Origin of the sequence: Endozoicomonas sp. (genome assembly GCF_965196975.1) — a bacterium.
GTDB lineage: Bacteria > Pseudomonadota > Gammaproteobacteria > Pseudomonadales > Endozoicomonadaceae > Endozoicomonas.
In genome coordinates this window covers 3,523,911-3,540,141 of sequence record NZ_OZ239981.1, presented here as the reverse complement: position 1 = coordinate 3,540,141, position 16,231 = coordinate 3,523,911, and the positions used below count along the sequence as shown (strand labels likewise).

Genomic DNA, 16,231 nt, shown 5'->3' with positions numbered 1-16,231 from the left:
AAGCTTTATGAAAACCAATCAAAGAGTCAGGGAAACTAATAACCCGCTAGGATACAACACTGCCTGCTCAACTGCACTTTTCCTGTTGATTTATCCGCATAGGTTGTCCGGCATTGATCCATATCATCCGGCCTGATTGTCAGTATTTGGTAAGGTGATGATGCTTTTTTGGTCTTCATCATCAATTCATACTCACTTTCTGGAAAACACAATGAGCGATATAGCGATATCCATATCGATCTTGTCGCTGGTGGCTGTGCTGGGCCTGTGGATAGGCAACTGGCGCATCCGCGGCATCGGTATGGGCATAGGCGGTGTTCTGTTTGGAGGCATCCTGGTAGGGCATTTTGTCTACCAGATGGATATCCACCTGGACAGTCACACTCTGGAGTACATCAAAGAGTTTGGCCTGATTCTGTTTGTTTACACCATTGGTATTCAGGTGGGGCCTGGCTTCTTTTCATCGTTGAAAAGCAGTGGTCTGAAGTTGAATGCCTTTGCTGCAGGGCTGGTACTGCTGGGTGGTGTGGTCGCTACCGTACTTCACCTGATGTTTGATGTTCCCCTGCCCGTTGTGCTGGGTGTTTATTCGGGCGCTGTGACGAATACACCTTCTCTGGCGGCAGGCACTGGTATTCTGGCAGAGCTTGGGACACCAGAAAGCATGTTGGCACTGCCAGGTTCTGCGTACGCCGTTGCTTACCCGTTTGGTATCTGTGGGATTCTGCTGAGCATGTGGTTTATCCGGCGACTGCTCAAGATAGATGTTAATCAAGAAGCGGAAGAATTTGAGAAAGTGTCCGGTTCAGGAAAGGAAAGCCTCTATACCATCAATGTCGCCATTCGAAACCCGAATATTGATGGTCTGGCAATTCAGGATATTCCGGGGCTGAATGATGGAGAGCTGGTTTGCTCGCGACTGAAGCGGGGGGAGGAGCTGGTTGTCCCCAAAGGCGATACAACTGTGGAACTGGGGGATATTCTCCATCTGGTTGGCAGTCGGCAGAAATTACAGAATGCCCGACTCATTCTCGGCGAAGAAGTGGATGCTTCTCTGACGACGAAGGGAACCGAACTGCGAACCTCCCGGGTTGTGGTAACCAACGAGAAGGTACTGGGCAAAAAGCTGATCGATCTTAAATTCAAGCAGCGCTATGACGTCGTGGTTTCACGCCTGAACCGCTCCGGTGTTGAACTGGTGCCGAACCGGGATGCCACGTTGCAGTTTGGTGATATCCTGAACCTTGTAGGTCGCCCTGAGTCTATTGATGCCGTTGCCAATCAGGTGGGTAATGCTCAGCAAAAGTTGCAGCAGGTTCAAATGATGCCGGTGTTTATCGGTATTGGTCTAGGAATCCTGCTGGGTTCTATTCCACTGCATATCCCAGGCTTGCCAGCGGCACTTAAGCTGGGGCTGGCGGGTGGACCATTGCTGGTGGCGTTGATCCTTGGTCGAATAGGCAGTATTGGACGTCTATATTGGTTTATGCCGCCCAGTGCCAACCTGGCGTTGCGGGAGATCGGTATTGTTCTGTTTCTGGCGGTGGTTGGTTTGAAGTCTGGAGAAAACTTTGTCGATATCCTGGTGAATGGGGATGGCCTTCAGTGGATGATGTACGGCGCGGTAATTACTCTGGTTCCATTGCTGGTGATAGGTATTACCAGTCGTATGTTTGGTGGGCTTAACTACCTGAGCATTTGTGGCATGCTGGCGGGTTCCATGACCGATCCTCCTGCGCTGGCCTTTGCCAACAGTCTGCATGAAAAGTCGGGAGCGGCTGCACTTTCCTATGCTACTGTTTATCCGCTGGTGATGTGTTTGAGAATTCTTTCACCGCAGATACTGGCGGTCTTGCTATGGGGGATCGTTTAACAGGAATTAGCCTGTAACCATTATGATTACAGGCTTGAAGTAAAATATTAACGCTGAGCAATGGCTTCAATTTCTACCAGTGCATCTTTCGGCAGACGCGCAACTTCCACGCAGGAGCGGGCAGGATAACTGGCTCCAAGATCATCAAAGAACTTCTGGTAGACTTCATTAACGGTGGCAAAGGTGTTCAGGTCTTTCACGAATACCGTCATTTTAAACACGGAGTTTATGGTCAGACCGGAAGCTTCAATAATGGCCTGAACATTTTTCAGAGACTGCAGAGCCTGCGCAGCTACGTCTTCTGGCATTTCCTCGGTCGCCGGGTCAATTGGCAGCTGACCGGAGGTAAATACCAGAGAGCCGGTATCTACCGCCTGTACATAGGGACCGATAGCCGCAGGTGCTTTTTCTGTATTGATTGCTTCAGCCATTACGTCTTCCTTTTTGTTAATGAATGGTTGTCTGACATCTGGTTGAGCTATGTAGCCCTCACTCCTATCAGACAACCGGTTGGTGAAAATATTCAGACTGATTTTGAGGTCATGATTTTCAAAATCATCCGGTCGGTTTCCCGCATTCCCTGGTTACCCAAAAGACCAAGGTTATCAATGGTTTCCTCGACACATCCGGCAATAATGCCTTCCTGACCGGACACCCGGATATTATTGATGGCCATCAAGGATGCCTTCACGGCGGCTCCGGCAGAGGTGGAGACTTTCATGGAGCAACAGGCTTTTGCACCGTCACAGAAAATACCGGCAATATCACCCACCATATTAAAGATGGCGCATTCGACCTGCTCAAGCTCGCCACCGAGCAGCCAGGTAATCCCACAGCTGGCACCAGTTCCGGCCGTCGTGGCACCACACATGGCGGAGAGGGTATCCAGGTGGGTTTTGATATAAATGGCAATCAAATGGCTGAGTATCAGTGCCCTGGCCAGCTTTTCTTCACCGCAGCCTAGATGGTCAGCAACCGCCACCACGGGCATGGTAGCCGCGATTCCCTGGTTACCACTGCCGGAATTACTCATGGCGGGAAGCATGGCTCCATCCATTCGTGCATCAGAAGCGGCCGATGATCGCATCATGGCCAGGGTGATCAGATCTTCAGACAACAGCCCCTGGGAAATATTCTGTTGCAGTGTTCTGCCCACTTTGAGTCCATAACTACCACTCAGTCCTTCAGCGGATATGGTTTGATTCAAACAGGCAGCATCGAGAATAAAACGAATTTTGTCGTACGGAGCCTGAGTGGCAAACTCGTAAATGCTGGCTACCGATAATGTTGCCGAAGAACCGTCATTATGGGATTCATCATTTTTTTCCTGGGTAGAAAAAACAGTTTTCCCATCGAGTTCTTTCAAAACTACCTGAGTGTGGTGATCCTTAATAATGACTCGAGCATGGTGCTCCCCCCTGGAAACCAAGACCTCACTGTACAGTACTTCTGGAACCTCCTTGATCTGGACACTGACCTGACCGCTATCCAGCATGACTTTTGCCCGACCAACATGCTCTGGAGTAATGTTTTTCAGTACTTCCAGCTCTGCCCCAGGATCGCCACCAACAGCTCCTGCAGCCGCAGCGATAGGAAGCCCGACCATGCCTGTGCCCGGAACGCCAACGCCCATGCCGTTTTTCATTAGATTTCCACTGACGTATACCTGAATCTGGTCAGGCAATTCATTCAGCAGCTCAACGGCCAGCGCGGTTGCGTAAGCTGTTGATATTGGTTCAGTACAGCCAAGGGATGGAATAACGTTGTCCTGTAAAATCTGGATGTACTGTTCCCATTCAGGGCGCCACCCTTCAGAAGGCCTCATGTAAGGATCCTTTAATACGTCTGATGCAAAATAAGGCGCTCATTTTGTGGGTGTTGAAAGTGTTATTTTCCGCAGAAATGAGGCAGGTGTAGAAATTTTGTTCTGATTGTATAGAAAGCGGTGAGGCCGTTTTTTGATGTCCATCATGACAGCCTTGTTTTTAGTATCCCCCATTACGGCAAGAGAATTCAGGTCTTTGCCTGATAGCTAAAGGCACCCTATTATTCGATAAATAACTCAGGTTCTTTTGGTACTGAAAATTCCTTACTGCGGAGTATGTTGAGCATGAACCGTTTCTTTGAAAGAACAACGTTTGCAGTGGGTCTCGCACTATTGAGCTCAATAGTGCTGACAGGTTGTACCTCCCTGGCTGAAAAACAGGCAGAAAAAGCTAGTCCTGCAGACACTGCTGTTTCAAACAATGAGCGAAAAGCGATGACTCTTGTTTATGACTGTGAACAGGGCTTTCAATTCATTGCCAGTATTGAGAGGGATCCTAATGGCGCAAATGCCTGGGTGTTTCTACCGGGAGAGACTGTTAAGTTACCGGTTGTGGTCTCGGCATCCGGCGCAAAATTCAGTGATGGTAAGATCACCTACTGGAGTTCAAAAGATGGAGCGCTCCTTGAATATAATGGAAAAGAGTACAAACAGTGCAAGGTAAATAGAAAGCAGTCCATCTGGGAAGATGCAAAGCTGAGAGGTGTTGATTTCAGGGCGGTAGGGAATGAGCCCGGATGGACTCTGGAGATCAGAAACAGCGAGCAGATCTTGTTTGTCACTAATTATGGCCAGGACCGTTACGTCTTTCCTGCACCTGAGCCCGTCAGCAATACTGCAACACGCACCACAGAATATAAAACCAGCGCTGATGGGAAGGCTCTTACTGTTACCCTGAAAGGTAAGCGGTGTGATGACACCATGGCGGATGATGAGACTTATCCAACGACTGTGACCATTCAGTTTGATGGTCGGCATTATATGGGATGTGGTATGCCACTGCACTAAATCTGTAGGGATGCAGAAGTTCTGCAATGCAAGTCAGCATATAAAGACACAGAGTGCTTAAGGTTCTTCTTAGTGTCTCTGTGACTTTGTCGCATTAAAAAAATAACCTCAGCAGCGATCTTAATCGCTTCTCAATTCTTTACTGGGAGATATCGGTGTTGGCAGCCGGAAAACCACCAGATACGTGGAAACGATAAACGTCAGGATTGCAGCCCCTTCAATCAGTAATGCTGTCTCCTGCTGAATTCTTCCTGCCGTCATGGCGCCATAGGCCAAGAGTAGTGAGAACTCACTGCTCTGGCCTAAACGTAGCCCCATCTCTCCCGCATTATCATTTCGCTCTCCTGCCAGGTGCTTCAGCAGGTACTTAAATAATATGGGTTTAGCGATTAATACGATGGCGGACGTTAATAGAATGGCCATCAGCAGATGGCTTTTCAGAACTGGATCAAACTGAGCACCTACCGAAAAAAAGAAAAGAATCAGAAAGAACTCCCTTAATGGCTTCAAGCCCTCAGCAATAAACAGTGAGATGGGGGATGTAGCAATACTGACCCCGGCAATAAAAGCCCCAATCTCATGAGACAGGCCAAAAGACTCAGCCAGTTGGGCTGCTGTGAGGCACCAGCCCAGGGACACCAGAAATATATACTCAGAGATAATGTCAAAACGCCCCATAAGTGGTAGCAGCACATAGCGGACAAAACACCAGGCTCCCAGGGCAAAGGCACAAGTCTTCAGTGGGAGTAATAGCGCATCGACATGAGCACCACCATCGTTACTGCTGTATAGAATCAGAATGGTCAAAATAGCCAGAATATCTTCAAACAACAGAATGCTGATCATCACTTCACCGGTTCTTTTATGGTGAAGTGTTGTCGTAGGAATCAGCTTTAAACTGAGCACGGTACTGGAAAATGCAAGGGCCAGACCGGCGATGACCGCTTCAATAAGGGGGAAACTAAAAATAAGGACAAGCACAGCCCAGATCATGACTCCAATGGCACTCAGGCAGAGAAAGGTAACCAACGCCGTCTGTTTTAACTGTTTGAGCAGATTTCTAGGATGAAGGTGCAGCCCAAGCAGAAACATCAGCAGGATAATCCCCATGGTTGAAACTGCCTCGATATGCCCATCGTTGATGACCACATTAAGACCATAGGGGCCAACCAGCATACCGAGGCATATATAAGCCAGGATGATGGGCTGTTTCAGCCAGACAAACAGAGTGCCCAGTAAGGATGCACCACCAAAGATAACAGCCATCTCCAGAACAAGATGCTCAAACGGTCCTTGCACAGCGTAAACCTTATCATTGAAACTACGGGACTGTTCAGGATAGTTGATCAAACAGGTTGGGTTGCCTGATTTTCAGGTAGGATGTCATTATAAACTTTCCACCGTTACCGCTTTTCTTTATTGGATGGCATATTGGGTCTTTCGGTAATACAGCGGGTTCATTTATTTTTATGTTGCTGATTTGGCTGATCATAATGGGACTGATTTTCAAGTCATGGATTGCCTGGCTGGCTCTGGTTCTCCTTTATTTGTTTGCTACCCAGCCAGTTGCTTCGCTTCTAATTCAGAGTCTTGAGCGCTATCCAGTCTTTCATCCGGAGCAAACACAACCAGTTGAGCCTCAGGCAATTGTGATTCTTGGTGGTGGCTTACCTCGGATCAGCCCTGAAATGTCGGGGTTTCGTCCTTCCATGTATACCCTGGAACGTCTTCGTTATGGCGCATGGCTGAATCGTAAAACGGGCCTGCCTGTTCTGGTCAGTGGAGGAGGGAACAGACCGGAAGCGGCAATTATGGCAACAAGCCTGATGAATGACTTTGGTGTAGAAGCCCGCTGGCAAGAAGACCAGAGTACAACAACGTGGGAAAATGCGGTGTATGCTCGTGAAACGCTGCCTGAGGAACTTCAGTCAATTTTACTGGTGACTCATGGCTGGCATATGCCCAGGGCTGTACTCAGCTTTGAAAGGGCAGGGTTTCATGTGATTCCAGCACCGGGTATGTTGGCTGATACTTCCAGTGACTCTTTTCGTATCAGCCGATGGCTACCCAGTGCACGTCACCTCAGTGACAGTGAACGGGCTTTCAGAGAGTACGCAGGGTACTTATGGTATTGGTTGATCCATCGACGCTGACGTATTTTCTACCCACAAAGGACAGAAAGAAAAGGCAGTCTTTTGTTCCGAGAGCTTTGTGGTTAACAAGAAAGAACTGTCACTCAGCTAAGCCACCTTTTGTTAACAGAATGGGGTCCAGTAGTTTTTTGAGTTCTGACTCACTCAGATTGGTCTTCTCTGTTGCTACCTCAAGCACTGAGCGCTTCTCGGCATAGGCCAGCTTGGCAATTTCAGCGGCTTTCATATAGCCAATGACCGGGTTCAGTGCGGTAATCAGGATCGGGTTTTTGTAGAGGGTTTCATTGATATGGTCTTTTTTGACAGTGAAGTCAGCCAAAGCCTTATCAGCCAGTAATCGGCAGCTGTTGGATGCCAGGGTAATACCTTTGATCAGATTGCTGCCGATCATTGGTAACATAGTGTTTAATTGAAAATTACTGGACTGGGCACCAATGGTGATGGCAGTGTCAAAGCCTGTGATCTGTGCTGAGGCCATCAGTACAGACTCACAGATAACCGGATTTACTTTCCCTGGCATGATGCTTGATCCTGGTTGCAGAGCGGTCAGCTCTATCTCTCCCAGCCCCGCCAGAGGTCCACTGTTCATCCATCGCAAGTCGTTCGCCACCTTGGTTAACGTGGTTGCCAGGCTTTTCAATATTGATGAGAGCTCAAGCGCTGCGGATGGCAGGCTTAATGATGCAAAAAAATTAGTGCTGGGCTTAAATGTGATGCCCGTGGTCTGATTCAGATACTCACACGCTTTTGCAGCAAAGTCCCGGTGGGTATTGGTGCCAGTACCTATTGCGGTACCTCCTAATGCCAGTTGGTTCAATCTATCCAAACATTGATGAAAACGCTGCTTGTCCTGAAGCACCAATGCCTTCCAGCCGCTGATTTCCTGTTCAAAGGTCAGTGGCATGGCATCCATTAAATGAGTCCTGCCAGTCTTAACGATGTTGCCCAGTTCCTGCTCACGCTGGTCCAGAACTTTCAGCAAATGATCCAGCGCAGGCATCAACTGATGCTTCACCATTTCAGAGGCAGCGACATGAATGGCTGAGGGGATGACGTCATTACTGCTTTGACCCATATTGATATGGTCATTGGGTGAGATTTCGAGGTTCGTCTTGCGTTTGACCAGCTGAGCAATAACCTCATTCACATTCATATTACTGCTGGTACCAGAACCGGTCTGATAAATATCCACCGGGAACTGTTGGTCATAAGTGCCCGGAAAATTCCCCTGAATCACCTGGTCACAGGCTCTGGCAATGGCAGTGGCGAACTCTTCCGATAGCAGCCCCAGCTCCTGGTTGGCTTTAGCTGCAGCCTGCTTGATCTGGGCGATGGCACGAATAAAGGTGGGAGGGAGTGGCTGATGGCTGATATGAAAGTTGTTTACCGCTCGCTGTGTCTGGGCACCATAGAGGGCATCAGCAGGAATTGGTACTTCACCAAGGCTGTCTTTTTCGATCCGGGTTCTGTCAGGCATGGTCAGGAACCTTTATCAGAGATCCTCAAGTAGAAACATCTCAAGGATAAGTGGCTTGCTAGAAGCTTCAAGAGTGCTTGTATTTGGGTATGTTGTAATATCGGAAGTAAGGTTATTTAGTATAGAAAGCAAACGCCAATAAGCTGAAATTGTTGTTTATTGATTGAAATTTGGGAACTTTTTATGGAGATCTATCTCTCAATAGTGCTCATTTTTTATTATGTGGAAATTTATATGTTGCATTCTGTAGGCACAAACCCTTCTCCTCAGCCAAAACCACTAGAAGTCACAGTTGAGACTGCTGTTACTGATCAGATGGTAACGGATTTTCTTAAGGGTTCTTCTCTGAATGACTTTGTAACATCTGCAAAACCAATTGCAGTCAAATGTTATGACTTCTTTTGTCAGGGAAAGAGTTTTCCTCAATATTATGGAATCAATGAGGTACAGTGGCCTACCATTGCTTGTAATGTAGAAATAATTGTAACTATTCAGCACCCAGCAAAGGCGTATTGTTGTAATTTCGAACCGCTTTAAGAAGCGCCTGAAATATGTTCAACCCCTGCTTTTTAGCAGATGATAAATAGCTTCGGATTCGGGTAAACATGGTACCTCCGTCTTCGCTTCTGAAGCAGCCTGAGATCTTCTGCTTAAGTTTGGCCATCCTGGCATCACGTTCACTGCCATTGTTATCGAAGGGAATTGAAAAGTCCGACATGAAGCGCAACGTTTCAACCTTAAACTCAATAAGCCTTTTGAACAGGTTGTAGGCCTTGGTATTCCTGACCTTCTTACGTCCAAGCACCTGTCGTTGTTTTTCCATATAAGCGGTTTCCTTCGTGAGAGCCCTTTGAAGGATTTGGTCGTATATCGTCTCAATGCGAAGCTGTATTGCACCAGGCATTTGAGTCAGACCGGCTGCTTTGTATTTCTTGCAGAAGTGCCAGGAGAGCGTAAGCAATTTCATCAGCCGCAGAGCCAGCTTATTCGCATCCCTATCGACAACTCCCTGAAGCTCTCTCAGATGATGGGCATTACAAAGCACATGCACTGCCGCATAGGCAAAGTAGGACTTCCAATGATCGTGAACCAGAATGCCTGCAAAAGTCAGCAGGATGCCCATTGCATCCATTGCTTCACAACCTCGCCTTTCTGAGAGGTAGTAAAGCGTCCATTGGTCATCTCGCATAATGTGTAACCACCACAGTGAACCGTCAACCCGCATGCCAGTTTCATCCGCTCCTGCAACCGGACTTTCTTGTAAAGCATCGCGGATACTCTGCTCAGTAGAGGCCAGGTTCTCATGGGTATAGGCAACAAAATTGGCAACAGAGCCTGCGCTGACACTCATGCAATAAATAGTATTGAAATACTCAGACACCCGGTGATATGGGATGAAGTGATACTGGTTTAAATGAACAGCCATTGCCTGAGTCACTTCTCCGTATTGAGCAGCGGCTTTCACTCCTTGGGGAAACTCAGCGGTGTTCCGTTTACCACAAGGACATACTTTAACGTCTGCCCAGTACGCGGTAACTTCAAATTCTCCGGGTCTACCTGGATCAAAAACCTGTCGCTCAATGTATTTGGTGGGTTTAATATCGATAAGCGAAGACTGGCAACAGCAACATTTTTCAACCTTCAGATGCCTGACATAATCGGGTAAGGCGACACGTCTCAAACAAGAGCCTTGATGACCTTTCTGGCCACCTGGTTTATTGCCTGAAGATGGTCTAAGGCTTTTGGGGTTCGGTGTTTCCTGTGAGGAGCAGGGGGCTTCTTTGGAAGATGTATCACCTTTATCACTCCCTTTTTTACTGGGCTTTTGATAACCATCTGACGATGGTGGCTTACTACTGTTTTGACTGTTTTTATTAACCCTTTCTTCCAGTTCGCTGCAACGTTCCCGTAAAAGCGCATTCTCGGTCCGAAGCTCTTCATTCTCTTTAAGGAGAGCTTCGGTAAACGGAGTAGCTGGGAAGTCTGGTTCCATACTGGAGATTTGTTAGAAAAATTGAGTATAAGATGATGGTCGAAAAATCAGAAAATTCCAGATTTATATGAAGGGTGCTGAATAGTTACAAATAATTAAAGGAGTTAAGGGGAGGCTTGGAAGAGAGCAGTGGCTTGTATTAATTAATCATCAAAATGACCCTTCATGCCAAGATGCAACTTACAAATATATGGGAAAGGCAGGCCCTGCAATTAATGGGGATTGTGCTATAGGACAGGCTCTTTATCTTACGGGAAAAGCGGAAGGATATGGGGATCAGTGTGCGTGGACGCTATTAGAAGATTTACAACCAGGCGAGCTGAAAAATATTGTTAATAATACAGGTAATAACCTTCTAAATCTTGCTGCGGGTTCTTCTGTTAGGTGTGCTGAGAAAGTTTGTATATTATTAAAAAGCACTGATGAAGCTAATTTCCCAAATATTATTAATCATAAAACTAAGAATCAAAGTACAGCATTACATCATGCAGCATCAAGACCTTCGCCGAATATATTTAATCTTTATTTAGATTACGGTGCTACTACATGGAGTGATCCAGACAAAGGTGGGAATACACCGATAAGTATTATTCAGGACAAACTATTAGATCTTGACCCTCAATCCGAAGAGGCAAAGGGCTGGTTAAAGGCTATCGAATATTGCCAAAAACAACCCTCGGTAATATAACCTGATTTTACAGGAATGAAAGATATGAAGATTTTTATTTACCACTTGGCTAATAGTAGTGAACACCTCTTTATCTTGCTGAAAGAGTGCTGAAAAATATTACTTGTCAGATTCATGGGCTTATAAACATAACGATATAAATTATCTTGCGCTATCTGTAGTATTTCTTGTCATAAAGTACATATCGGAATACTCATTGAGAGCCACAGATTCTATCAATATTTATAAATTATGGTGGATATGGAAATCCACACAAGAAAGTCAGCTATATCAATTGTACAGTGGTTTTTTATATCTCTTTACAAAAACATCGAAACTATCTATGAAATTGATTTATCAAATGGGAGTATTTTCGTCGTTTAGAGGGGTGCTCTCTCTGAATGATTGAAACAATAGTGCTCTATTTTCACAGCTACTATGGGAACACCACTCATAATAGTTAACTGTCATGCCCGCTTCTGTTATTTCCAGCTCTACCAAAAGCATCGTTTTGCAAATTGAAGTTTCTATAGATTCAGGCAACATGCTGAATCTTGAAGATAGTTTACAGCGTGCACTCAATGAAGCCGGGCAGCTTGGAACAAAAGAGTTATTGGGGCTATTTGAATCACCCAATAAAGAACCTATCGTCGTTAATCAGCAGAAGTGGAACTACAAAGGAAAGGTTCTTAAGCACTATGAAACCTTATACGGTCGTATACCTTTGGAGCGCTCCGTATATCAGGGTGTCAGAGGTGGCAGTACTCTGGCAGCACTTGATCTTCGTGCCGGTATTATTGGTTCAGCTACCCCCAAATTTGCCAAGTCTATCGCCTGGAAATACAGCCAGATGCCAGCGCCTGCGGTAAAAGAAGATTTTGAGACCAACCATCAAAGGACGCTTTCAAATTCTTATATCAAGCATTTATCGGACAGAGTAGGTGCATTAATTGAAGACCAGCAAGACACTCACTACCACCTTCCTCCACTAAAAGAGCCTGTTGAAACAATAGCCATTGGTCTGGATGGAACCTGCATGCTGCTTTGTGAAGAAGGCTGGAGGGAAGCCATGTGTGGGACATTGAGCCTATATTCTGCAGATGGAGACAGGCTCCACACGATATATACAGCCAGTTCGCCAGAGTATGGTAAACAAAGCTTTATGAGCAAGCTCGACGAGGAGATTGCAGATCTAAAACGACTCTACCCAAATGCCACATACATCGGGGTAGCTGACGGGGCTAGAGAAAACTGGAGTTATTTGAAACAACATACCTCTGGGCAGATACTCGATTTTTATCATGCATCTGAATATTTAGCTGGAGCAGCGGAAGCACTGTTTCCAACCAGTAAGGCGAAGCGACACCAGTGGCTTGAAGACAGGCTACATAGTTTGAAAAACAAGCGTGGAGCAGCCAAAAAAATCCTTCAGGAAATTGAATCAGCCGAGCTCCCGAAAAAGACAATCGCACTGACAGAGAAGCGCTACAAAGCTGTGAGCTATTTTACAAACAATCACCAGTTAATGAATTATCATCAGGCGCTTAAACGCCATTGGCCAATAGGTTCAGGAGTTACTGAAGCGGCTTGTAAGACTCTGGTAAAGCAACGATTATGTGGTTCTGGAATGAGGTGGAAAGCAACAGGAGCGGAAGTGCTTTTGACAACAAGAGCACTGATCCAGAGTAAGGGGCGCTGGGAACAACTTTGGTCTGAGTTCATGACTGGAAAGGTTGAAGCTAACCTATGAGTCAGTTATCAAATTGAGAGAGCACCCGTTTAGAGTATGTTAAATGATTAAAGCTATGCACCAGGCTAGTAGTGCTCTATCAGAGTGCGTGTCTAGAACTGATGAGGTTTCGACTGATGCTGAAAGCGTGATGACTCCAGAAGTAAGAGCATTTTTAGAAGCTGTAATGTTTGATGATCGAAGAGATAAAGCAAGGCGAATAACGTCAGATATTATTGCGGCTCTACGAGGCAATAAATCAGTTCCACACTACTGTTTAGGAATGAATAGGCTTCATTGGGCAGTTGTTGCTGGAGATATTGAAGCTTTAAAGGAGATAACTAGGTATACACCTCACGATAAATTTGTTGAGTTGATAAATCAACAAAATGCCGTAAAACCAATGAATGACTTTTCATTCATGCGATTTGATAAAGATTGTCCGTTATTTAATAAGAATACACCTTTAGGAATTTCGCTTATGTTGGATAATCAATTAAAACAAGATGAGGGTATTACTCGATTTTTAATATCTAAACTAAAAGAAGGAGAAGTTAGAAATTCTATGAATGATTCTGATGATAGCCTTTTAGATTTGGCTGTACGTGGCAGTTTTTTTCTTCAGGTCAAGGAGCTTGCTTCGCTATTGGGGAAATATGTTAATCATGAACTATTCAATCGGAAAAACCAATCAGGATGTAACACTCTGCTTCATCAGGCAGGAAGTCCCGGAATGTTTGAATGTCTGGCAGAGTTTACAGATGCAGGGCAAAGCCTTCGTATTAAAGATTCTGACGGTAATATGCCTTGTGAGAAGATTAAAGAGCGTGTATTTCAAATAACAACGAGAATGGAGCAGCTGAAGGGGGATGAATTTGAAGGGCCTGAGTGGACTCAGTTGAAGGAGGATAAGGAAGCGTGGTGTCGTATCCAGGAAAAATATTATCCTGGATATCGATTTCGTAGTGAGGCCGATTATGCGGCTTTACTTCCAGGGCAAAGTTGCACTGAGAAGCTAATTAGTCCGACTCTTTTATGGAAGGTTTCCGGTATATAACCAGCAAAATCATTAGTAGAGCAATTATAAGAACAGGCCAGGATCCTAAAACCATAAACGGTGTCTGGCCTTCCCGAATCTCAGCTGAAGATGACAACACCCCACTGGTAAAGCGTGGGATGGTTTCTACCACATCACCGTTTTCATCAATCAGAGCGGTAATTCCATCATTGGTGGCACGGATCATATAGCGCCCGGTTTCCAGCGCACGCATCCGGGCGATCTGGAAGTGCTGGACAGGGCCAATGGATTTACCAAACCAGGTATCGTTACTGATGGTGATCAGCAGTCCACTCTCTTGAGCCATTTGTGCGGCAAAATCCGGGTAGACCACCTCGTAACAGATATAGGGGGCAATTTTTACCTCACCAGCCCTGAGTAAGGTTTGCTCTGACTCACCGCGGGAGAACTCCGACATTGGGAGGTTAAAGAAATCAATCAACCCCCGCAGTATGGATTCCATGGGGACATACTCACCAAATGGTACCAGTTTCTGTTTATCGTAGCGGCCAGGGTCTTCAGTGGGTGAATAGCCTTCCCCCATCGATAGAATGCTGTTGAAGTACTGAGTCTCACGACCAGAGTTATCATCCACTGGCATGCCAAGAATCAGGGTGCTGTTGTTCTGACGAGCCAGTCTGTCCAGATGCGTCATCAAGCCCTGGGCACGGTTATAAAACAGTGGAATGGCATTTTCCGGCCAGATGATCAGCTCCTGTTCCCACTGGTCTTCACTCAGACCGATGTAAGTACTGATGGTGGAGTGAATATAGTCAGGATCCCACTTAAGATTCTGGGGAATGTTACCCTGAACAGCACTAAACGAAAGTTCTCCCGTCTTGTCTGTCCAGTTGATGTTCGATAGAGGCCATGCCAGTCCCCAACAGCCAAGGAAGATGAGCAAGGCTATAACATTGGGGATTCGCTGCTGTTTCGCTGGAATAACCAGGGCAAACAACAGGCAGGCTGTGGCTACCATCAGGAGGCTTAAGCCATAAGTTCCGATAACTGGAGCCAGGGTCGCAAATGGAGTGTCCAGAAGTGCATAGCCCGATAATAGCCATGGAAAGCCCGTCAGCAGCCAGCTGCGAACCCACTCAAACAGAGCCCAGAGGCCTGAAAACATCAGGGCCTGCTGCCAGGGGTGAAGCCTGCAGGCGGTTCCTCGCTCAGCCTTTCGTTGGTTAAGCCAGCTATACAACAGGAAGATCGGCGTGATCATGAGGGCTGAAATGCCCAGCACGAAAAGTCCTGTCAGTAGTCCTGCCAGCATGGGGGAAGCGGCACCAAACTCATGGATACTGACGTATATCCACGATGTTCCAGCCCCAAACATTCCAACGCCAAAAAGAAAGCCGCACAGAGTGGCTGCCTTAACAGGTAATGTTCGGGAAAGAAGAAAAATTATACCAATGGCCAGCATGGGAACTGGCCAGAAGTCAAAAGGGCTGAAGCCCAGGGGCATGATGGCACCTGCTGTCAGTGACAGCAGGTAACGCACGACTTGCAGTGAAGGGCGGGGAGTCGGCATCAGCAGGGAGTGACCCGTAACAGTCGAATTCGACGACCGTCGGCATTCAGTACATCAAAACGGAAGCCGGAAATCTCTACGGACTCATTACGGGTTGGCATATGGCCAAACTCCTGCATCACAATACCACCAATGGTATCAAACTCATCATCCGGGAACTTGGTGGCAAACTGATCATTAAAGTCTTCGATGGGGGTCAGCGCTTTAACAATAAAAGCGTGTTCAAGATCATCAGCCGGTTTGATAAAGGTGTCTTCATCAACATCCGTTTCATCTTCGATGTCACCAACAATCTGCTCAAGCACATCCTCAATGGTCACCAGCCCTGCTACTCCGCCAAATTCATCAATGACAATGGCCATATGGTTACGGTTGGTGCGGAATTCTCTGAGCAGTACATTGAGACGTTTGCTTTCTGGAATGAATGTCGCCGGGCGTAAGTGATTCTTGATGTTGAACTTGCTACCAGTGTTGAGAATCAGCGGAAGCAGGTCTTTGGCAAGCAGGATACCAATAACTTCATCCTTGGTATCGCCAATAACAGGAAAGCGGGAGTGGGCAGACTCAATCACCTGGGGAAGGAACTCTTCAGGGTTCTGGTCTTCATCAACACAGACCATCTGGGAGCGGGGAATCATGATTTCACGGACCTGCATGTCCGCGACCTGAACAGCGCCTTCAATGATGCTCAGCGCTTCATCATCCAGCATGCCCCGGCTTCCAGCGTCTCTTAGCATCCCCAGAAGCGCATTGCGGTCTTTGGGATCCTGGTGAAACATACTGGTCAGTTTGTCCATCCATGATGGTGACGGATGATCTTCCGTCGAATGGTCGTCGCTCATTGCCCTCTGTCTTCACGGCTGTGCCCACTGAATGTCAGTGGGCGGTTTACTGAATGTGAAATGTAACTCATTACCC

Annotated in this window: 13 protein-coding genes; 6 read left to right on the top strand and 7 right to left on the bottom strand. The window is 46.6% G+C overall.

Annotated features, from left to right (window positions below; genetic code table 11):
- Positions 1 to 211: 211 nt before the first annotated feature.
- Entirely contained in the window at positions 212 to 1,873 is a 1,662-nt protein-coding gene (locus ACOCLE_RS15835; RefSeq protein ID WP_419533291.1) for a putative transporter, read from the top strand.
- A gap of 47 nt (positions 1,874 to 1,920) precedes the next feature.
- On the opposite strand, the gene ACOCLE_RS15830 is transcribed toward ACOCLE_RS15835, so the two are convergent.
- Positions 1,921 to 2,304, bottom strand: a complete 384-nt coding sequence (locus ACOCLE_RS15830; protein ID WP_419533290.1) for a RidA family protein — start codon at positions 2,302 to 2,304, stop codon at positions 1,921 to 1,923.
- Between the two features lie 92 nt (positions 2,305 to 2,396).
- Complete coding sequence (locus ACOCLE_RS15825) at positions 2,397 to 3,698, bottom strand: serine dehydratase subunit alpha family protein (protein WP_419533289.1); 1,302 nt, start codon at positions 3,696 to 3,698, stop codon at positions 2,397 to 2,399.
- A 435-nt stretch (positions 3,699 to 4,133) separates the two neighbouring features.
- On the opposite strand from ACOCLE_RS15825, the gene ACOCLE_RS15820 reads away from it, so the two are divergent.
- Positions 4,134 to 4,706, top strand: a complete 573-nt coding sequence (locus tag ACOCLE_RS15820) for an MliC family protein (RefSeq protein WP_419533288.1) — start codon at positions 4,134 to 4,136, stop codon at positions 4,704 to 4,706.
- Between the two features lie 120 nt (positions 4,707 to 4,826).
- Here ACOCLE_RS15820 and ACOCLE_RS15815 read toward each other — a convergent pair whose 3' ends face one another.
- Complete coding sequence (locus ACOCLE_RS15815; protein ID WP_419533287.1) at positions 4,827 to 6,005, bottom strand: cation:proton antiporter; 1,179 nt, start codon at positions 6,003 to 6,005, stop codon at positions 4,827 to 4,829.
- Positions 6,006 to 6,199: 194 nt separating this feature from the next.
- Here ACOCLE_RS15815 and ACOCLE_RS15810 point away from each other — a divergent pair, with 194 nt between their 5' ends.
- Complete coding sequence (locus ACOCLE_RS15810; protein WP_419533286.1) at positions 6,200 to 6,859, top strand: YdcF family protein; 660 nt, start codon at positions 6,200 to 6,202, stop codon at positions 6,857 to 6,859.
- 79 nt (positions 6,860 to 6,938) lie between these two features.
- Here the strand turns inward: ACOCLE_RS15810 and ACOCLE_RS15805 are convergent, their stop codons facing one another.
- Complete coding sequence (locus tag ACOCLE_RS15805) at positions 6,939 to 8,336, bottom strand: class II fumarate hydratase (protein ID WP_419533285.1); 1,398 nt, start codon at positions 8,334 to 8,336, stop codon at positions 6,939 to 6,941.
- Positions 8,337 to 8,823: 487 nt separating this feature from the next.
- A complete protein-coding gene (gene tnpC / locus ACOCLE_RS15800; RefSeq protein WP_419532963.1) occupies positions 8,824 to 10,329 on the bottom strand; it encodes an IS66 family transposase in 1,506 nt (501 codons plus the stop codon).
- A gap of 190 nt (positions 10,330 to 10,519) precedes the next feature.
- On the opposite strand from tnpC, the gene ACOCLE_RS15795 reads away from it, so the two are divergent.
- The 3 genes from ACOCLE_RS15795 (at position 10,520) to ACOCLE_RS15785 (ending at position 13,782) form a co-directional block, all read left to right on the top strand.
- A complete protein-coding gene (locus tag ACOCLE_RS15795) occupies positions 10,520 to 11,017 on the top strand; it encodes a hypothetical protein (RefSeq protein ID WP_419533284.1) in 498 nt (165 codons plus the stop codon).
- A gap of 448 nt (positions 11,018 to 11,465) precedes the next feature.
- Entirely contained in the window at positions 11,466 to 12,746 is a 1,281-nt protein-coding gene (locus ACOCLE_RS15790) for an ISKra4 family transposase (RefSeq protein ID WP_419532972.1), read from the top strand.
- Between the two features lie 43 nt (positions 12,747 to 12,789).
- Positions 12,790 to 13,782 (top strand): hypothetical protein, encoded by a 993-nt coding sequence (locus ACOCLE_RS15785; RefSeq protein ID WP_419533283.1) that lies wholly within the window; start codon positions 12,790 to 12,792, stop codon positions 13,780 to 13,782.
- Here the strand turns inward: ACOCLE_RS15785 and lnt are convergent.
- Entirely contained in the window at positions 13,745 to 15,247 is a 1,503-nt protein-coding gene (gene lnt / locus ACOCLE_RS15780) for an apolipoprotein N-acyltransferase (protein WP_419533282.1), read from the bottom strand. The genes ACOCLE_RS15785 and lnt overlap by 38 nt on opposite strands.
- Positions 15,248 to 15,312: 65 nt before the next feature.
- On the bottom strand, positions 15,313 to 16,155 hold the full coding sequence (locus ACOCLE_RS15775) for an HlyC/CorC family transporter (protein ID WP_419533281.1): 843 nt from the start codon (positions 16,153 to 16,155) through the stop codon (positions 15,313 to 15,315).
- Positions 16,156 to 16,231 lie beyond the last annotated feature (76 nt).

What these genes read in the sequence shown, in the direction of transcription:
- ACOCLE_RS15835 (WP_419533291.1), top strand. Translation starts at nt 212, where the DNA reads ATGAGCGATATAGCGATATCCATATCGATCTTGTCGCTGGTGGCTGTG.
- ACOCLE_RS15830 (WP_419533290.1), bottom strand. Translation starts at nt 2,304, where the DNA reads ATGGCTGAAGCAATCAATACAGAAAAAGCACCTGCGGCTATCGGTCCC.
- ACOCLE_RS15825 (WP_419533289.1), bottom strand. Translation starts at nt 3,698, where the DNA reads ATGAGGCCTTCTGAAGGGTGGCGCCCTGAATGGGAACAGTACATCCAG.
- ACOCLE_RS15820 (WP_419533288.1), top strand. Translation starts at nt 4,134, where the DNA reads ATGACTCTTGTTTATGACTGTGAACAGGGCTTTCAATTCATTGCCAGT.
- ACOCLE_RS15810 (WP_419533286.1), top strand. Translation starts at nt 6,200, where the DNA reads ATGGGACTGATTTTCAAGTCATGGATTGCCTGGCTGGCTCTGGTTCTC.
- ACOCLE_RS15805 (WP_419533285.1), bottom strand. Translation starts at nt 8,336, where the DNA reads ATGCCTGACAGAACCCGGATCGAAAAAGACAGCCTTGGTGAAGTACCA.
- tnpC (WP_419532963.1), bottom strand. Translation starts at nt 10,329, where the DNA reads ATGGAACCAGACTTCCCAGCTACTCCGTTTACCGAAGCTCTCCTTAAA.
- ACOCLE_RS15795 (WP_419533284.1), top strand. Translation starts at nt 10,520, where the DNA reads ATGGGAAAGGCAGGCCCTGCAATTAATGGGGATTGTGCTATAGGACAG.
- ACOCLE_RS15790 (WP_419532972.1), top strand. Translation starts at nt 11,466, where the DNA reads ATGCCCGCTTCTGTTATTTCCAGCTCTACCAAAAGCATCGTTTTGCAA.
- ACOCLE_RS15785 (WP_419533283.1), top strand. Translation starts at nt 12,790, where the DNA reads ATGATTAAAGCTATGCACCAGGCTAGTAGTGCTCTATCAGAGTGCGTG.
- lnt (WP_419533282.1), bottom strand. Translation starts at nt 15,247, where the DNA reads ATGCCCCTGGGCTTCAGCCCTTTTGACTTCTGGCCAGTTCCCATGCTG.
- ACOCLE_RS15775 (WP_419533281.1), bottom strand. Translation starts at nt 16,155, where the DNA reads ATGAGCGACGACCATTCGACGGAAGATCATCCGTCACCATCATGGATG.